Genomic DNA, 17037 nt, shown 5'->3' with positions numbered 1-17037 from the left:
CCAGGGGCGATGAGTGTTTATGTCAGAAACACCCCGCAACCTGTCACCCGGCTCCGAACACTGGGCACTGCGCCCGCTTCCGGATATGGACGAGGCGCAGTTTCACCAGTGGAAGACATTGCTGGAGCACCGGACCGGCATGGCCCTGGCGCCTGAACGCAAGTCCTTCCTGGAAACCAACATCGGTATCCGCATGCGCGAGATCGGATGCGGCAGTTTCCAGGCGTATTACGAAAAGATCGTGGCAGGACCGGAAGCGGTGGTGGAATGGGCCACTCTGGTGGACCGCCTCACCGTCCAGGAAACCCGTTTCTTCCGGGATCCGGATGCCTTCCGGCTGGTGTCCGACTACGTCATGACCCGGCCACGGGAGCAGCTTCGCAAGCGCCCGCTGGAGGCCTGGAGCGTAGGCTGCTCAACCGGCGAGGAGGCCTACACCCTGGCTATCCTGCTGAACGAGAGTATGGAGCAGCTTGGGCTGCCGCCGCTGTACGGAATCACCGGTTCTGACATCAGCAAGCCGGCTCTGGAGAAGGCGCAGAAGGGGTTGTTCAACCCCCGTCGCCTAAACGGCATGGATGACAGTCTCCGGCAGCGGTACTTCCGGGCAGGTGCCCGTAACAGTGCAGAAATTACAGAGGGAATTCGCGAACGTGTCTGTTTCACCCGGCTCAATGTGCTCGATCTGAAACAGGCCCCCATGCAGGGGATGAATATTATCTTCTGCCAGAATCTGCTGATCTATTTCCGCCGCTGGCGCCGGCGGGAAATCGTCAGCCGGCTGGCAGAGCATCTGGCTCCCGGCGGCCTGTTGGTGCTGGGCCAGGGTGAGATCACCGGCTGGCAACCTCCCGGAATGCAGCGGGTTCCCTCGGAACATGTACTGGCGTGGATACGCCGCCAGTCAGACGACGAATAACCGGAGTGGTTATGGGCAACAACCATGACAGCATCGCCCTGGACTGGGTTCGCGGCGAAATAGAACAAACCCTCAAACAGGGCCAGCAGGCGCTGGAAGCTTACGTTGAGAACCGCGACGATACAGCGCGCCTGCGTTTCTGTCTGAACTACCTGCACCAGGTCAACGGCACCCTCCAGATGGTCGAACTGCAGGGTGCCGCCCTGCTCACCGAGGAAATGGAGAAGCTCACCCAGAGCATTCTCAAGGAACAGGTGGACAGCCCGGACCAGGCCGTCGACATCCTGATGGAAGCCATTCTGCGTCTCCCCCGTTACCTGGAGGGACTGCGCTCCAGTGCCGACGACCTGCCGCTGACCCTGCTGCCGCTACTGAATGACCTGCGGGCGGCCCGGGGAGAAGGCCTGCTGTCCGACCTGTCGCTGTTCCGCCCGGACATGAGCCAGGCCCTGTTCGAGGCCTCACCGCGAGTGGCGCGCCTGCTGCAGGATCCGAAGATCCTCGATAATGTGGGCAAACTGGGCAAGATGTTTCACCGTGCGGTGGAAAGCACAGCGCCGGGCGCCGACAACACTGTCCACTATGAAAACCAGCAGAAGGTGATCCAGCGGCTGGTCAAGCTTTGCACCGGCACCCCGCGCGAAGAACTCTGGCGCTCCGCCGGCGGTTTTATCGAAACCCTGCAGCAGGACATCAACGAGCTGGCCCCGGCCACACGCACCCTGCTGCAGGAGCTGGACCACGAGATCGATCGCCTGACCCGGGAGCCCAAGGACATCCTGCGCCAGCCGGTGCCGGAAACCCTGTTCCGCAACCTCCTCTATTACGTGGCGCAGGCCAGGGAAGCCACCTCTTCCTATATCACCGACCTGCGCGAACGCTACCGCCTGGACCAGGCGCTGCCGGGGGATGTGACGGAAAATACCGGCAGCGGTCCCGGTCGTGAGGCCATCCAGTCGGTTGTGCTGGCCCTGAACGAGGAAGTGGCGCGACTGAAGGACCAACTGGACCTGTTTGTACGGGACCAGAACCGGCAGAACCAGGACCTGGAAGAACTGCTCCCGGGCCTGCGCCAGGTGGCCAATACCCTGGCGGTGATCGGCCTGGGTAACCCCCGCCGGATCATCGGCGAGCAGTTGGACACCGTTGAGCGCCTGCTGGAGCAGAGTGAGACCGCCGATGACGGCACCCTGCTGGATATCGCCGGCGCCCTGCTGTATGTGGAAGCCACCCTGTCCGGCCTGGACCAGGACAGCCAGATGTCTCCACGGAGCGATACCGGAGACGACGAGCAAGCCGGCCAGGCCGGCCCCGGCTCCCGGGAGCTGGGGGATGCCCACACCGCCCTGCTGCGGGAATCCCGCAACGCGCTTGAACAGGTCAAAAGTGCGGTGGTCAACTTCATTGCCTCCCAGTGGGATCCCCGGGAAATCGAGCATGTTCCGGAGATGCTGGCCAGCATCGAAGGTGGCCTGAAGGTCATCCCCCTGACGCGTCCGGCGGATATCCTCGCCGCCGCCCGTCACTATATCCAGCAGGTACTGCTGGAGCGCAAACGGATTCCTGACTGGAAGCAGCTTGATACGCTGGCAGACACTGTGACCAGTGTCGAGTATTACATGGAGCGGCTGGCGGACGGCATTTCCGACAACGAGTCGGTGCTGCGGGTGGCGGAAGAAAGCCTGCGCAGCCTCGGCTTCCCACCCGGGGAGACTCCCACCTGGGTCGAAGACGAGCCTGTAACCGCCGAGCCCGAGACCATCGTTGACCAGGACGTCCCCCTGGAAGCACCAGAACAGAGTGCCAAGCGTTCCGACCTGGACCTGGTGGACGACGAGATCCTGGAGATCTTCGTCGAGGAAGCCGACGAGGTCATGGACACCATCCGCAACTGGTATCCCAGGTGGCGCCAGCAGCAGGACGATCGTGAGGCACTCACCGAAGTCCGCCGTGCCTACCATACCCTCAAGGGCAGTGGTCGCCTGGTGGGTGCCACCAGCATCGGTGAACTGGCCTGGTCCATCGAGAATCTGCTGAACCGGGTGCTGGACCAGACCCTCCGCCCCACCGAGGACCTGTTCCAGCTCGTGGATGAGGTCAACAACCGCCTTCCGGGGCTGATCGATGAATTTCGCACCGGTCACGCCACCGGGGATGTGGACGCCCTGATCGGCCGGGCCGAGGCCATGGCCGACACCCGCAAGACCGGTCACGACGACGCAGCCGGGGACACCGCTGCAGCCGCCGGGAGTTCGGAACCGGCACTGACGGAATCCACCACCACCACCGCACAGGAAACGCCCGCCGAAGCGCCCCGAGCGCCGGAACGGATCGAGGACGAAGACGATCTGATCGATGACGAGATCATCGAGATCTTCGTGGAGGAAGCCGGTGAGGTACTGGACACCATCAACGAGTACCTGCCCACCCTGCTCCGCCAGTACGACGATCGCAGTGCCATGGCCGAGGTCCGGCGGGCTTTCCACACCCTCAAAGGCAGCGGTCGTATGGTCGGCGCCAGTGTCGTGGGCGAACTGGCCTGGTCTGTGGAGAACATGCTGAACCGGGTCATCGATGGCTCCGTGTTCATGAACGACGACATCGCCACCCTGCTGCGGGACGTGACCGACCAGATCCCCGCACTGGTTGCCGATTTCGAGCACCGTCGCCCGGCCTCGCTGGACACCGCACCGCTGGAGGCCCGCGCCAACGCCCTGGCCAATGGTGAGATTCCCGACAGCCGTGAAATGCCGTCCGCCGAGGTGGATCAGGAGACGGCCACCACTCCGGCACCGGCCGACACCGGGGCAGATGCCCCTGAACAGGACACTGCCGGGGAAGCAATAGCCTCCCTGGGAGAGGATCAGGGCGACGATCTGGTCGACCCGATCCTGGTGGAAATTTTCGAGAGCGAGGCACGTACCCACCTCAGCGCCCTTGAGGCATTCCTCGACGACGCCGGTGATCGCACCAGCGTGGCATACACCGACGGGGTATCCCGTGCCCTGCATACACTCAAGGGCAGCGCCAATACCGCTGCCATCGAACCCATTGCCCGGGTGGTCACTCCCCTGGAACAGTTCGTCAAGCAGGCCCGGGCCGAGAACCGCCGGGCCGATGCCGACGTCATCGAGTTGATCCGCCAGTGCTGCAACTTCCTCAAGGCGGGCCTGGACCAGCTCCACAGCACACCCCAGGAGCCGCTGCACGGCACCGAGGCCTACCTGGAGCAACTCGCGTCGGTCTCCGCCCGCACCCTCGGGCGCAGCGGCCAGGATGACCCGCAGGCAACCGGGGCGCAGGACACCCAGCTGATCACACTGTTCCTCAGCGACGGGCTGGATGTGCTTCTGGATGCCGACCGTATCGTCAGGGAATGGGCCGACACCCCATCGCAAACCGACAATATGGACCGGCTCTCCCATGAGCTTGAGCAGCTAACCAAGGGTGCCCGGGAGGTTGGCCTGGTGGATGTGGCTGAGCTCACCGACGCGCTGGCCGGTGTCTATCACAACGCCCTGTCCCATCCCGAGGGCCCTGACGAATGGTTCATGGAAACCGTGCAATCGGCCCACGAACACCTGATTGACCTGATGGACCAGGTGGCAGCCGGCCTGGCAACCAAACCGGACCATACCCTGCAGACTGAACTGCAGTTGCTGGCGGACTCCCTGTCCACGCCGGACGAGTCTGCGGAAGAAGTGGACTACGGCAGTTTTGACCTGCCCACCGCCGACGTGGAAGAGGATACGGCCACCAGCGGTGATGACCGGGCTTCCGAGGATGTGGACGAGGAGCTGGCCGCTATCTTCCTGGAGGAAGCCGAAGACCTGATTGCCAGCACCGCCGACGCCCTGGAATCCTGGCAATCCCGCCCGGACAACAATGAACTGCTGCGCCTGCTGCAGCGAGACCTGCATACCCTGAAGGGGGGCGCCCGCCTCGCCGACATCCATGCCATCGGCAACCTGGCCCATGACCTGGAGAGCCTGTTCGAAGGCCTGGCCGAACACCGCCTAGGCGTGACCGACGAGCTGTCGGACCTGCTGTTCCGCTGCCACGACCGGCTGGCGGGCATGGTGGACTCACTGGCCAATGGCGAGCCGCCCCGACCGGCACCGGATCTCGAAAGTGATATCCGGCACTACATGGATACCGCCAGCGGCAGCCGCCCGGTCACCGACGTGCACGACGACATGGGCACACCGCCGAAGGAAACATCCGACGCTGCGGAGACACCGACCGACGACACCGGGGAAACCGCCGACGGGGACACGGTTGAGGACAGTGAAGCCGCCAATCTCGAGGAAACCGCCGCCGGGGAGGACGACGAAGACCTGTCCGAACTGGATGTCAGCGACCTGGAAAACGAACTGGAACAGCTCCACGAGGATATCGGTGAGGTTCAGGACCAGGCCCCGTCCGATGATGCCGAGGCGGACGAACCGGCGGAGACCTTCGACCTGTCTCACCTGGACCCGGACCTGGTGGCCATCTTCCTTGAGGAAGCCTACGACCTGGTCAACTCCACCGGCAGTGCCCTGCACAGCTGGAGCGAGAACCCCTCCGACACCAGCCTGGCCGGTGAGCTTCAGCGGGATGTGCATACCCTCAAGGGCAGCGCCCGCATGGCCGGGGTCAACCCCATTGCCGATCTGACCCATGTGCTGGAGGACCTGTTCGAGCGGGTTGCCGACGGTCGTATCAGCCCCAGCAAGGACATGCTGGACCTGCTGTTCGCCTGCCATGACCGGCTCGCCAACATGGTGGACGAGGTCGCCACCTCCCGTCCCTGCGCCCCGGCCAAACAGCTGGTGAGCCGGGTGCGCGCCATCATCGACGGCAAGGTCCCCCCCGCCGCCGAAGCGCCTACCACCAGCGTGACGGCAGAGTCTGAGGACGCAACCACATCGGAGAACGCTGAAACCACCGGTGACAACGCCGACCTGGAACTGAGCGCCGACGAGATCACCGGCATGTTCCTGGAGGAAGGGCTGGATATTGCCGAGTCCATCGAGGAAGCCCTGGTGCAGTGGCGCGAGGACCCGGAACAGCTCACCGGCATCACCCAGCTCCAGCAGGAACTGCATACCCTTAAGGGCGGTGCCCGGCTTGCGGATATCGACGCCGTAGCCGACCTGGCGGAAGCCTGGTCCGATGCCCTGGGACCACTACTGGAAGGGTCCGGCAACCAGCCCCTGGTGCTGTCCCTGAGCGAACGGGCCAACGAAGGCCTGCGCACCATGCTGGGCGAGCTGGAGGAAGGCAACCGGCCGCAACCGGACAATGGCCTGCTGCGCCTGCTGAAAGAAGCGGCCAGCCACCTGGACGACGCCGACACCGGCCAACCGGACGCCCCCGAGACCAAGGCCGACGCCGAAGAGGAGCCGGATACCGAGGTACTGGAAATCTTCCTGGAAGAAGCCCAGGAAATCCTCGACCAGCTTGAACAGCTGCTGGCGGACTGGCGCCAGGAGCCGGACAGCCATCACTTCAGCCAGGAAGCCCAGCGGGCCCTGCACACCCTCAAGGGTGGCGCGCGCCTGTCAAAGCAACTGGAACTGGGGGATCTGTCCCACGATTTCGAAACCCTGCTGACGGACCTGGGTGAACAGGTGCCGTCCCAGGACGACTGGAAGAGGATCACCAAACACCATGACGGCCTGATTGCCGCCGTGGGCGAGGTTCGCAAGTCCTTCGACGACTACCTGGCCAGCCACGACACCGGCGGGGCGGACACCAGACCGACGGACAAGGACACCCGCAAAGCCGACGACACCGGGAAGGCACCCGCCAAATCCGATGCCGGCACCAAGCCGCCGCAACCGGCCCGCAAGGCCATCGAGCAGCGCCGTAAAGACAGCGCCCGGGCGGCCCAGGAAACCATCCGTGTATCGGCGCCGCTGCTGGACGACCTGGTCAACCTGGCCGGTGAAACCAGTATTACCCGTGGCCGCCTGGAGCAGCAGAACAGCGACTTCGGCCACACCCTGGACGAAATGGCCGCCACCATCGACCGTCTGCGCGAGCAGCTTCGCCGGATGGACATCGAGACCGAGGCCCAGATCCTGTTCCGGGCCGAGCAGGAGCATGGTCCGGACTACGGCGAGGACTTCGACCCACTGGAAATGGACCGCTACTCCTCCATCCAGCAGCTGTCCCGGGCCCTGAGCGAGTCCTCTTCAGACCTTGCCGACCTGCGGGAGACCATGTCCGACCGGGTGCGCGACACCGACACCCTGCTGGTGCAGCAGTCACGGATCAACACCGAGCTGCAGGAAGGTCTGATGAAGACCCGGATGATCCCGTTCGCCTCCATGGTGCCGAGGCTGCGCCGGATCGTCCGCCAGATCAGTGGTGAACTGGAGAAGAAGGTGGAGTTCGACGTCCGCAACGCGGAAGGCGAACTGGACCGGAACATCCTCGAGCGCATGATCGCGCCCCTGGAACACATGCTGCGTAACGCCCTGGACCACGGTATCGAGACACCGTCCGACCGGGCCAGGGCCGGCAAACCGGAAACCGGGCAGGTGACCCTGAACCTGACCCGGGAAGGCGGTGAAGTGGTGCTGCGGATGAGCGACGACGGCGCCGGCATCCCCAGCGGCGTGATTCGACGCAAGGCCATCGAACGGGGTCTGCTGGGCGAGCAGGAGGACCTGAGCGAGCGGGAGATCCTGCAGTTCATCCTGCAGCCCGGCTTCTCCACCGCCCAGGCCGTGACCCAGATCTCCGGCCGTGGCGTGGGCATGGACGTGGTGGCCAGCGAAATCAAGCAACTCGGTGGCAGCCTGGATATCGACTCCACCCTCGGTGAGGGCACCACCTTTACCGTGCGCCTGCCCTTCACGGTATCGGTCAACCGGGCGCTGATGGTGTCCACCGGCGAAGACTTCTACGCCATTCCGCTGAACACCATCGAGGGCATCGTGCGGGTCAGCACCTGGGAACTGGAAGAGTACTACCAGCCCGAGGCGCCGCTGTACGAATACGCCGGTCAGGAATACCGCCTGCAATACCTGGGCGGTCTTCTGCACAGCGACCACCGCCCCAAACTGCAGGGTCAGGCCCTGCCGCTGCCGGTGATTCTGGTACGCGGTTCCGAGCAGCCCATGGCCCTGCAGGTGGACAGCCTGCTGGGTAGCCGGGAGATCGTGGTGAAATCCCTGGGGCCACAGTTCAGTTCCGTACGGGGCGTATCCGGTGCCACCATCCTGGGTGACGGTAACGTGGTGGTGATCCTCGACCTGCCGGCGATGATCCGCTCCGACATCCTGTCCGAGCGCCAGCGCCTGGCAGAACAGGCCGCCCAGCAACAACAGTACCGGGAAGACCGCCCCACCCTGGTCATGGTGGTGGACGACTCGGTCACGGTACGGAAGGTGACCTCCCGTCTGCTGGAGCGGAACGGTATGGAAGTGGTCACGGCGAAGGACGGTCTGGACGCGGTGGCCCAGCTCCAGGACCATCGACCGGACATCATCCTTCTGGACATCGAGATGCCGCGGATGGATGGTTTCGAGGTCGCCAGCTTTGTGCGCCACGACGATGACCTGCGGGAAGTGCCCATCTGCATGATCACGTCCCGTACCGGTGCCAAGCACCGGGAGCGGGCCCTGGGTCTGGGCGTCAACGAATACCTGGGCAAGCCATTCCAGGAGACCGAGCTGCTTGAAACCATTGAACGTCTGACCGGCGAGGAGACCGGAGGCGGGGACGCCTGATGTCCACCGGGGGCGGGCGACCGGCGGTCGCAATTGTCTCTGACGACGTCTTGCAGCGCCATCGCCTACAGGAGGCTACAGGTCGTTTCGGGCTACGCCCGGGGTTCTCGGGGGCCCCGGAGCGTATCCTGGGTTATGAGGTGCTGCCAGATGTGGACCTGTGGCTGGTGACGCTGGAAGATGAGGCCGACCACCCCGCCCTGTTCGATCATCTGCTGGACCATACCGAGGCGTCGATCCTGTTCGGTATCGACCCGGCACCCAAGCCCGGAACCCGGGACTTCGTGCGCTGGGAACGGCGCCTGCTGAAAAAACTGGAAAAACAGCTGGGCCCCCTGGAAGAAACGGAATCCGAGGAGGCCCTGGAAGAGCTGGGGGAAAAACCGCCGGAACTGCCGGCAGCGGTGGAACTGCCGCCCTGGATCACCCCGGCGGCCCCCGGTCAGGCGGCGGAGGACATCTGGATACTGGGCGCATCCCTGGGGGGACCGGCGGCGGTCAAGAGTTTCCTGGACCACCTGCCCCCGGGGCTTCCGGTGGGTTTTGTCTATGCCCAGCATATTGACGGCAATTTTACCGAGGTGCTGACCCGGGTACTGGGCCGCCATGCCCATTACCGCCTGCAGCGGGCGGAGGAAGGGATGCGCCCGGCCTGCGGCCAGGTCACCGTGATACCGGTGGAGCGGGAGTGGGGGCTGACCCCCGAAGGCACACTGACAGAGAAGGACACTGCCTGGCCCGGGCCCTACGGTCCGTCCATCGACCAGGTGCTGTTGAATTTTGGCGACCATTTCGGCGCCCGCTGCCATGCCATACTGTTCTCCGGCATGGGCAACGACGGTGCCGTGGCCGCCCCCATGCTGAGGGCCTTTGGCAGCAACATCTGGGTGCAGACCAGCGAAACCTGCGCCAACAGTGCCATGCCCGAGGCGGTTGCCGCCACCGGCTGCACCAGCCTGGCCGGTTCGCCGGAGGAACTGGCCAAGGCCCTGGTGCGTACCCTGGCGGACGCGGCCCTGCTGAAACAGACATCGTCGCAGGATGTAACCTGAGGACAGAGAACCATGAGCGATACCACCACAACAACGCTACCCTGTGTACTGATCCCCATGAACCACCGGCAGTTGCTGCTGCCCAACGTTTCCATAGCGGAAGTGGTGGACCACGATGCCAACCTCGCCAGCGGCGAGGGCCCGGACTGGCTCGCCGGCTACCTGGAATGGCGCGGCCAGAAACTGCCGGTGATTTCCTACGAGGGGGCCAACGAGCAGGAAGCCATCATTCCCGGTGCCGGTCGCGGCCGTATCGTGGTGCTCAACACCATTGGTCCCAACCATGACAAGCTGCCCTTCCTGGCCATTGTGACCCAGGGTATTCCCAGCCAGACACGCCTGGAGCCGGAACAGGTCCAGGGGCGCGAGGCAGCCGACCAGGGACCGGCCGACCTGATGCAGGTGGAACTGGAAGGGGACACGGTCTGGATTCCCAACCTGGAGTACCTGGAGAGCCTGGGCATCGAGGCCCTCGGGAAGGCCTGAGGAATCCCGGTCGGATAACGCCCGGCGGTTTCCCCACGGCATCTCTCTCCGGCCTGGCAGGTCCGTACTTGGTTATCGGCGCTTAAATGTTATACTGTTACATTATTTGCCGGAAACCAGAGTCATGTCCGCCAACGCACTGCCCTATCGCCCCCACAATCATGACGCCTGCGTGCGTGATGCTCTGGCCGAGGCCCGGACCATCTGCGACGCCCGCAATGCCCGCCTGACCCCTATCCGTCAGCGGGTGCTGGAACTGATCTGGGAGTCCCACAGGCCCCTGGGAGCCTATGACCTGCTCGGAGTACTGGCCCAGGAGGGCCATAACGCGGCGCCCCCGACCGTCTACCGGGCACTGGACTTCCTGCAGCAGCACGGCCTGGTGCACCGTATTGCCTCCCTCAACGCCTTTATCGGCTGCAACCATGCGCGGGAACATCATACCGGCATGTTCCTGATCTGCCGGCAGTGCCGCAACGTCCACGAACTGACGTCGGACGCGGTCTCCGGCGCGGTGGCGGACACTGCCGCCGAGCAGGGCTTCGCCCCCACCGAGACCACCATCGAGGTGGCGGGGCTGTGCCCCCGCTGCCAGTCCGGACAGACGGGCACCCCATGACCGGGACCGACGATGCTCCCCTGGTCCGTCTGGACCGGGTATCGGTGACGTTGAACGACACCCCGGTGGTGGACCGGGTCAGCCTGGAAGTCCGCAGGAACGACATCGTCACCATTATCGGCCCCAACGGCGCGGGCAAGACCACACTGATCAAGGCAATACTGGGTATCCAGCCGGTGACCGACGGCCACGTCCACAAGGCCCGGGGCCTGCTCACCGGCTATGTGCCCCAGCACCTCCAGCTGCAACCCACCCTGCCCCTGAGCGTGCGCCGTTTCCTGGCCCTGACCGGTGCCTCCGAAAGCGACTGCCAGGCTGCCCTGGCCCGCACCGGCATCCGGCACCTGTTCCGTCAATCCGTGCACCACCTGTCCGGCGGCGAGATGCAGCGCCTGCTGCTGGCCCGGGCGCTGGTGCGCAAACCGGACCTGCTGGTGCTGGACGAGCCCGCCCAGGGGGTCGACATCAACGGCCAGGCGGCACTCTACGAACTGATCCGTGAGGTGCGGGACGAACTGGCCTGTGGCGTAATCATGATCTCCCACGACCTGCACCTGGTAATGGCGGCCACCGACCGGGTCATCTGTCTGAACCAGCACGTCTGCTGCAGTGGCTACCCCGCCGATATCTCCCACGACCCGGCGTTCGTGGAGACCTTCGGTCGCCCGGTGGCGGAAAGTCTGGCGGTCTACCACCACCATCACAACCATAGCCATGACCTCCACGGCGACGTGGTGGATCACCAACACTCCGAGCACTGCGACCACCATGTCCCTTCTTGACCCGGTCCTCGACGACTTCTTCTGGCGTGCCCTTCTGGGCGGCCTGGGCATCGCCCTGGTGGCCGGCCCCCTGGGCTGCTTCGTGGTCTGGCGACGCATGGCCTACTTCGGCGATACCCTGGCCCATTCGGCACTGCTCGGGGTGGCCCTGGGGTTCCTGTTCCAGACCAGCATCAACCTGAGCGTGGCCGTCACCTGCGTCATCCTGGCGCTGGTCCTGGTGTCCCTGTCCCGCAGCCGGGCACTGGCCACCGACACCCTGCTGGGCATCCTGGCCCACAGTTCCCTGGCCATCGGCCTGGTGGCCCTGAGTTTCATGCCGGACGTGCGGGTGGACCTCACCGGTTACCTGTTCGGCGACCTGCTCGCCATGTCCCGGCAGGATCTGGCCTGGATTTTCGGTGGTGCGGTGGTGGTGCTGGCGTTGTTGCGCTGGCTCTGGCAGGGCCTGCTGATGGCCACCATCCACGAGGAACTGGCGCGGGTGGAAGGCTTCCCGGTGGAACGCCTGCAACTGGTCCTGATGCTGATTTTCTCGCTGGTGATTGCGGTGGCCATGAAGATGGTGGGCGTGCTGCTGATTACCGCCCTGCTGATCATTCCCGCCGCCACCGCCAGACGACTGGCCAGCAGCCCGGAAAAGATGGTACTGATGGCCATTGGTTTCGGCATGATCGCGGTAGCCAGCGGTCTGGGCCTGTCCTGGAACCTGGACACACCCGCCGGCCCCTCCATCGTGGTGGCGGCGTTCGTGGTTTTCCTGCTCATCTATACCGTTATCCGGCGAGCCAGAGCCTAGTGTACGGCCCGGGTCGTTCGTTTACCTCAAGCACGGCCACCCCTGGATTTGGCAGGCCCTGACTGCTGGGCTAGAGTGAAAACTGATTGCAGGGCCCGGCACTCCGCACCGGGATCATGGTGAACAGGAAACCAACATGGACCCCGAACAGGCGTCAGGAAGACACGTCTATCGCTGGTGGCTGATACCCGTACTGGTACTGGTAGGCGGCATCGCGCTGACCGCTATCATTGCCCCGCGCACGCTTGTGCCGGTGCGGGCACTGATCACGGAGGTCACCGAAGCGCGCCATGACCGGCTCCACGACATCCTTGCGCAACGACTCGCCGATTCCCTCGATTCCGCCCGAGACCTGACGGCACGTCACCCCCAGGCCTTCAGTACGCAGGCCAACGCCTTCCTCGACACCTACCCGGAAATCCGCGGACTGGAACTGCTGACCCGGGTCAGCCACTCCCAGCGCCCCATGGTAGAACGACAGCTGAGCGAACAGAGCGGACAGTTCATCCGCTTTGCCAACTGGATCGGCTCGTTCGACAGTCAGGTCGCCGAACCCGCCGACCACTACCTGATTATCCGCCAGGCGCTCCCGGCGGAGGATATCGGCGCGGCAAGCCTGGGCCTGGAGGCCACCTCCGTGCCTCATTGGCGTGACGCCATCCTGAAAGCACGGGAGGACAACCGGGTTACCGCCACCACGGTGACCCGTGTGCACCGCAACGGTGACGAGCAACGGGCCATGCGGCTGTTCGTACCCTTGGGGCAGCAGGGTGAAGGCGCCGCCGACACGGGCCGGCTTATCGCGCTGGTGATCGATCCCCAGCAGTGGCTGGAACAACTGCTGGTGGGTGCTCACGACCCACGCTGGCAGCTGGAAATCCACGATATCAGCCAGTATGCCAGGCGCCCCCTGGCGTCACTACAATCATCGGGGATCCCCGCCGGTGCCGAGGCAACAACCCGCTCGACACTGACTGTCGGAAGCCGTCAGTGGATGCTGAGCACCAGTCCATCCCGCGCCTGGATGGACAACCTCGAACACCAGGCACTCTGGCCGGCGTGGATAACCGGGCTGGCCGTGACCCTGCTGGCCACGGCACTGACTGCCTGGGCAATCTGGCTGATGCTGCGAACCAACCGGCTGCTCGCCCACAGAACCCGCCGGGCCCGCCACCTGGGCCAGCAACTGGACAATACACGGCTGGAGAAGAACATTCTGCACCATTCCCTGCAGGAGAGCGACCGCCGGACGCGGGACCTGATCGAACTGGGCGCGGGGATTTTCGCGGAACTGGATGAAGGGCGGCACGTCGGCTACATCTCGCCACAGGCAGCCACGCTGCTGGACATTCCGTCCACCGAATTGTTGGGCAAGGCCCTGGATATCCTGTTCCCGGAAGACTGCCAGATGGACCTGACCATGGCCTTCGACGCCGCCCGCCGGGACCAGTCCCTCCAGCGGCTGGACACCAGGGTCACCACCCGCAACGGCAACCCGCTTCCGGTGGCCCTCAGGATCAAGGCGCTGAAGGACCCCCTCAGCGGCTGCTCCGGCTACCGGGTGTCATTGATGCCGAGGCAGTGACCATCACGACAGCGGACGGAGAACGTCCTGAATCCGCCCCGTCTCCACCAGCTCCATGAACTCCTCACCCAGTCTCTCACTGCGGGCAATCGCCGTACGCCAGGTCCGTTCGCGGCCGGCATCGTCGCCGGCGAAACGTTCGAAGTCCTTCCGGTCCGGCAGTTTCCGATCCGGCAGCGACGCCAGGTAATCGCGGGACGGGGCGACCAGCAACACGTCCTGCAACCGGGTGGCATCCCCCCGACGCCAGGGCAGGCTCTTGTCGAACCAGCCGGGCACCACCCTGTCGGTGAAATGGGGGTACAGCACGATGCCGGGTTGCTGGTATGGCAGGTCCAGATGGTAGTCGAGCAGGCCGCCATCCCGGTAGACCCCTTCCGGTGCCCCGGGGATGTTGCGGATGCCGGACATCACCAGTGGAATGGACGCCGAGGCCAGCAGCGCCGGGATCAGGTTTTCCCGGCTCAGGGGCACATGGTGGCTGGGGAAATCCACCAGCTTGGCCAGCGGCGCGGGCAGTCGCTGGTCGTGGATAATACCTCGCTCGAAGAAACGGCCCAGATGCCGACGGCTGACCATATTGGCGCTGATGGCCCGCATCAGGCCCAGGGCCAGTCGCCCGCGGGTATCGTCCTCCAGTCCCCGGCCACTGCGGACCACGACGATGTTAAGCCGGTACCAGGGATGTTCGAGGATGGCCTGTTCGCGACCGCCCAGCAGTTCCTCCAGGAACAGCGTGCTCTTGCGAGTCACCTCCGCCGGGCTCACGCCCCTGGAGAACCGCTGGCAGGTGTAGAGTTCCGCCAGCTTGGCCAGTTGCGACGCCGGGTCGTCCGAGGACGCCACGGCGGCGAAGCGCCAGCTCCCGATGGACGAGCCAATCAGGGCGCGTTCCTGGGGCGCCCGCAGCAGCCAGTCACCGAAGATGGCCCGGTCAAGCCCAGACAGGCCAAGGGCCTTTGGTCCCCCGGCTGCACCGGGGATCACATGGACGTCCTCCGGTTTCAGCCCCTGCTCCCGGATCCGTTCCATGGCCCGGCGCCCGGCCTTGATGGTCAGTGCCGGCTGGCGGGTGTGAATGGCTGGCATGACGGAACCTCCCTGGAACATTCGTGCGACGGCCGGCGCCGCTTGCCGGCCTGCGGATTGAGCGCGAGTTTAACGAACTCCGCCAGCCACTGCCAGAACCGGGCCGGCGCAACCTTGCCGTCCTTTCATGCCCACTGGTCCTTTCGCCCGGTGGCTGCGTAAATGGTACTGTTCACATGAAACTTCACTTACAATGGCGGGTTTACCCGCACCGCAACGGAAACAGTCATGACAGACCAACTCGACTCCCTATCCGCCCATTACCGGGGCATTATCGAAGGCCTGGGCGAGGACCCGGACCGCGAGGGCCTGATGGACACGCCCAAACGTGCCGCCAAGGCCATGCAGTTCCTGACCCGGGGCTATGGCCAGACCCTGGACGAGCTGGTCAATGGCGCGGTGTTCGAATCCGCCATGGATGAAATGGTGCTGGTCAAGGACATCGAACTCTACAGCCTGTGCGAACACCACCTGCTGCCCTTTATCGGCAAGTGCCATATTGCCTATATTCCGGACGGCAAGGTACTCGGCCTGTCCAAGTTCGCCCGCATCGTGGACATGTACGCCCGGCGACTGCAGATCCAGGAGAACCTGACCCGGGAGATCGCCGAAGCCGTGGAACGGGTGACCAACGCCGCTGGCGTCGCTGTGGTGATCGAGGCCCGTCATATGTGCATGATGATGCGTGGTGTCGAGAAACAGAACTCGGTGATGAAGACCTCCATGATGCTGGGAGGCTTCCGCAAGTCCCAGGCCACCCGCACCGAGTTTCTGCAGCTGATCACCGCCGGGGGCTGACGCCATGACCGCTCCCGTTGCCGTCGTCACCGGTGCCGGCCGCCGCCTCGGGTTCCACACCTGTCAGGCACTACTGGAGCGGGGCTACCAGGTGTTCGCCCTCTACCGCAGCACCACCGATGAGGTGGAGAAACTGGCGCGACTGGGCGCCCACACCCTGTCCGCGGACCTGGCAGACCCCGCCAGTGTCGAACAGGCCCTGGACGACATCCGTAACCGCACGTCACAGGTGCACCTGCTGGTGAACAACGCCTCCGAGTTCACCCCGGACAGCCGGAACCACGGGGAACTGGCCCGACAGGCGGCACGATTGTTCCAGATCAACAGCACCGCGCCCATGATGCTGATGGCCGGACTGGCGGACTGCCTGCGGGCAGGCTGTACCTCTCCCGGCACGCCAACGCTGGTGGTGAACATCACCGACATCTTTGTGGAAAAACCCAATCCGAAGTTTGCCGCCTACTGTGCCAGCAAGGCGGCCCTGAGCAACCTGACCCTGGGCTATGCCCGACTGCTGGCGCCGGATGTGCGGGTCAATGCAATCATGCCGGGGCCGATCCGGTTCCTGCCGGACCATACGGAAGCGGAGCAGGCCAGCGTGCTGTCGGAAACCCTGCTAGCCCGGGAGGGCGGTTTTGACAGCGTGGTACAGCAGATTATCGCCCTGCTGGACAACTATTTCGTCACCGGCGCCCTGATTCCAATCGACGGTGGCCGGCGCCTCGCCTAGTGGCCAACCGTCAAGTAGCAGGGGCTCACCGCGAACGGCTTCACCTGCCAGCAACCGCCGGTAATAGTCCTCGGTAATGGCCTGCCCCGAAAACCCGGGGCGGTTCCGGCTTTCCAGGATATCCACGTCAATGGGCCGGTCCCGAACGCTACTGTCGGGGTCAGAGCGGTCACGACCGAGGGCTTCCTCCAGTTCATTGAGGTGCTGCTTCACCCGATCCGGTGGCAGATCACTATGGAACACCGCCAGGGCATTGAGGAAGCTGTTGTCCGACGCCATGCCCTGGGGGGCGGTGCGGACAACCGGGGATAGGGACACCGGGCCGAACAGGCGCGCCAGTTGCGCCACAGCCAGGGGCAGGTTATGTTCCGGGGCGATGTTGCTGCCCAGTCCGCACAGGTACCACATACCGGTTGCTCACGTTATGACAGTATAGTCTGCCGTGTGGTTAATT

At 64.6% G+C, this 17037-nt stretch carries 12 protein-coding genes; 10 read left to right on the top strand and 2 right to left on the bottom strand.

What is annotated here, in order from left to right:
• The first annotated feature begins 19 nt into the window (after positions 1-19).
• From ACJO3T_RS18690 to ACJO3T_RS18655, 8 genes are all read left to right on the top strand, one after another.
• Positions 20-919, top strand: a complete 900-nt coding sequence (locus ACJO3T_RS18690) for a CheR family methyltransferase (RefSeq protein ID WP_406965308.1) — start codon at positions 20-22, stop codon at positions 917-919.
• An 11-nt stretch (positions 920-930) separates the two neighbouring features.
• Positions 931-8643 (top strand): Hpt domain-containing protein, encoded by a 7713-nt coding sequence (locus ACJO3T_RS18685; RefSeq protein ID WP_406979464.1) that lies wholly within the window; start codon positions 931-933, stop codon positions 8641-8643.
• Positions 8643-9695 (top strand): chemotaxis protein CheB, encoded by a 1053-nt coding sequence (locus ACJO3T_RS18680; protein ID WP_406965304.1) that lies wholly within the window; start codon positions 8643-8645, stop codon positions 9693-9695. Before ACJO3T_RS18685 ends, ACJO3T_RS18680 begins: the two co-directional genes overlap by 1 nt.
• Before the next feature lie 12 nt (positions 9696-9707).
• Positions 9708-10181: a chemotaxis protein CheW gene (locus tag ACJO3T_RS18675; protein WP_406965303.1), complete on the top strand. Its 474-nt coding sequence runs from the start codon at positions 9708-9710 to the stop codon at positions 10179-10181.
• Between the two features lie 124 nt (positions 10182-10305).
• Positions 10306-10800, top strand: a complete 495-nt coding sequence (locus ACJO3T_RS18670; RefSeq protein ID WP_406965301.1) for a Fur family transcriptional regulator — start codon at positions 10306-10308, stop codon at positions 10798-10800.
• A complete protein-coding gene (znuC, locus tag ACJO3T_RS18665) occupies positions 10797-11582 on the top strand; it encodes a zinc ABC transporter ATP-binding protein ZnuC (protein ID WP_406965300.1) in 786 nt (261 codons plus the stop codon). The genes ACJO3T_RS18670 and znuC overlap by 4 nt, the downstream gene beginning before the upstream one ends.
• The gene (gene znuB, locus ACJO3T_RS18660; RefSeq protein ID WP_406965299.1) at positions 11569-12381 is read left to right on the top strand and encodes a zinc ABC transporter permease subunit ZnuB; all 813 of its coding nucleotides are present in this window, start codon (positions 11569-11571) and stop codon (positions 12379-12381) included. The genes znuC and znuB overlap by 14 nt, the downstream gene beginning before the upstream one ends.
• Positions 12382-12517: 136 nt before the next feature.
• A complete protein-coding gene (locus tag ACJO3T_RS18655) occupies positions 12518-13966 on the top strand; it encodes a CHASE domain-containing protein (RefSeq protein ID WP_406965298.1) in 1449 nt (482 codons plus the stop codon).
• Between the two features lie 3 nt (positions 13967-13969).
• Here the strand turns inward: ACJO3T_RS18655 and ACJO3T_RS18650 are convergent, their stop codons facing one another.
• Positions 13970-15055, bottom strand: a complete 1086-nt coding sequence (locus ACJO3T_RS18650; protein WP_406979463.1) for a patatin-like phospholipase domain-containing protein — start codon at positions 15053-15055, stop codon at positions 13970-13972.
• Between the two features lie 228 nt (positions 15056-15283).
• Between ACJO3T_RS18650 and folE the strand changes: the two genes are divergently transcribed.
• Both folE and ACJO3T_RS18640 read left to right on the top strand, forming a co-directional pair.
• A complete protein-coding gene (gene folE / locus ACJO3T_RS18645) occupies positions 15284-15853 on the top strand; it encodes a GTP cyclohydrolase I FolE (RefSeq protein ID WP_406965296.1) in 570 nt (189 codons plus the stop codon).
• 4 nt (positions 15854-15857) lie between these two features.
• A complete protein-coding gene (locus ACJO3T_RS18640; RefSeq protein ID WP_406979462.1) occupies positions 15858-16583 on the top strand; it encodes an SDR family NAD(P)-dependent oxidoreductase in 726 nt (241 codons plus the stop codon).
• Here ACJO3T_RS18640 and ACJO3T_RS18635 read toward each other — a convergent pair.
• A complete protein-coding gene (locus ACJO3T_RS18635; RefSeq protein ID WP_406965294.1) occupies positions 16470-16991 on the bottom strand; it encodes a 2-amino-4-hydroxy-6-hydroxymethyldihydropteridine diphosphokinase in 522 nt (173 codons plus the stop codon). The two genes, ACJO3T_RS18640 and ACJO3T_RS18635, sit on opposite strands and share 114 nt — an antisense overlap.
• Positions 16992-17037 lie beyond the last annotated feature (46 nt).

Origin of the sequence: Marinobacter shunpengi (assembly GCF_045449715.1) — a bacterium.
Classification (GTDB): domain Bacteria; phylum Pseudomonadota; class Gammaproteobacteria; order Pseudomonadales; family Oleiphilaceae; genus Marinobacter.
This window is presented reverse-complemented; position numbering and strand designations above follow the sequence as displayed.

What these genes read in the sequence shown, in the direction of transcription:
- znuB (WP_406965299.1), top strand. Translation starts at nt 11,569, where the DNA reads ATGTCCCTTCTTGACCCGGTCCTCGACGACTTCTTCTGGCGTGCCCTT.
- ACJO3T_RS18640 (WP_406979462.1), top strand. Translation starts at nt 15,858, where the DNA reads ATGACCGCTCCCGTTGCCGTCGTCACCGGTGCCGGCCGCCGCCTCGGG.
- folE (WP_406965296.1), top strand. Translation starts at nt 15,284, where the DNA reads ATGACAGACCAACTCGACTCCCTATCCGCCCATTACCGGGGCATTATC.
- znuC (WP_406965300.1), top strand. Translation starts at nt 10,797, where the DNA reads ATGACCGGGACCGACGATGCTCCCCTGGTCCGTCTGGACCGGGTATCG.
- ACJO3T_RS18690 (WP_406965308.1), top strand. Translation starts at nt 20, where the DNA reads ATGTCAGAAACACCCCGCAACCTGTCACCCGGCTCCGAACACTGGGCA.
- ACJO3T_RS18670 (WP_406965301.1), top strand. Translation starts at nt 10,306, where the DNA reads ATGTCCGCCAACGCACTGCCCTATCGCCCCCACAATCATGACGCCTGC.
- ACJO3T_RS18680 (WP_406965304.1), top strand. Translation starts at nt 8,643, where the DNA reads ATGTCCACCGGGGGCGGGCGACCGGCGGTCGCAATTGTCTCTGACGAC.
- ACJO3T_RS18675 (WP_406965303.1), top strand. Translation starts at nt 9,708, where the DNA reads ATGAGCGATACCACCACAACAACGCTACCCTGTGTACTGATCCCCATG.
- ACJO3T_RS18655 (WP_406965298.1), top strand. Translation starts at nt 12,518, where the DNA reads ATGGACCCCGAACAGGCGTCAGGAAGACACGTCTATCGCTGGTGGCTG.
- ACJO3T_RS18685 (WP_406979464.1), top strand. Translation starts at nt 931, where the DNA reads ATGGGCAACAACCATGACAGCATCGCCCTGGACTGGGTTCGCGGCGAA.
- ACJO3T_RS18650 (WP_406979463.1), bottom strand. Translation starts at nt 15,055, where the DNA reads ATGCCAGCCATTCACACCCGCCAGCCGGCACTGACCATCAAGGCCGGG.
- ACJO3T_RS18635 (WP_406965294.1), bottom strand. Translation starts at nt 16,991, where the DNA reads ATGTGGTACCTGTGCGGACTGGGCAGCAACATCGCCCCGGAACATAAC.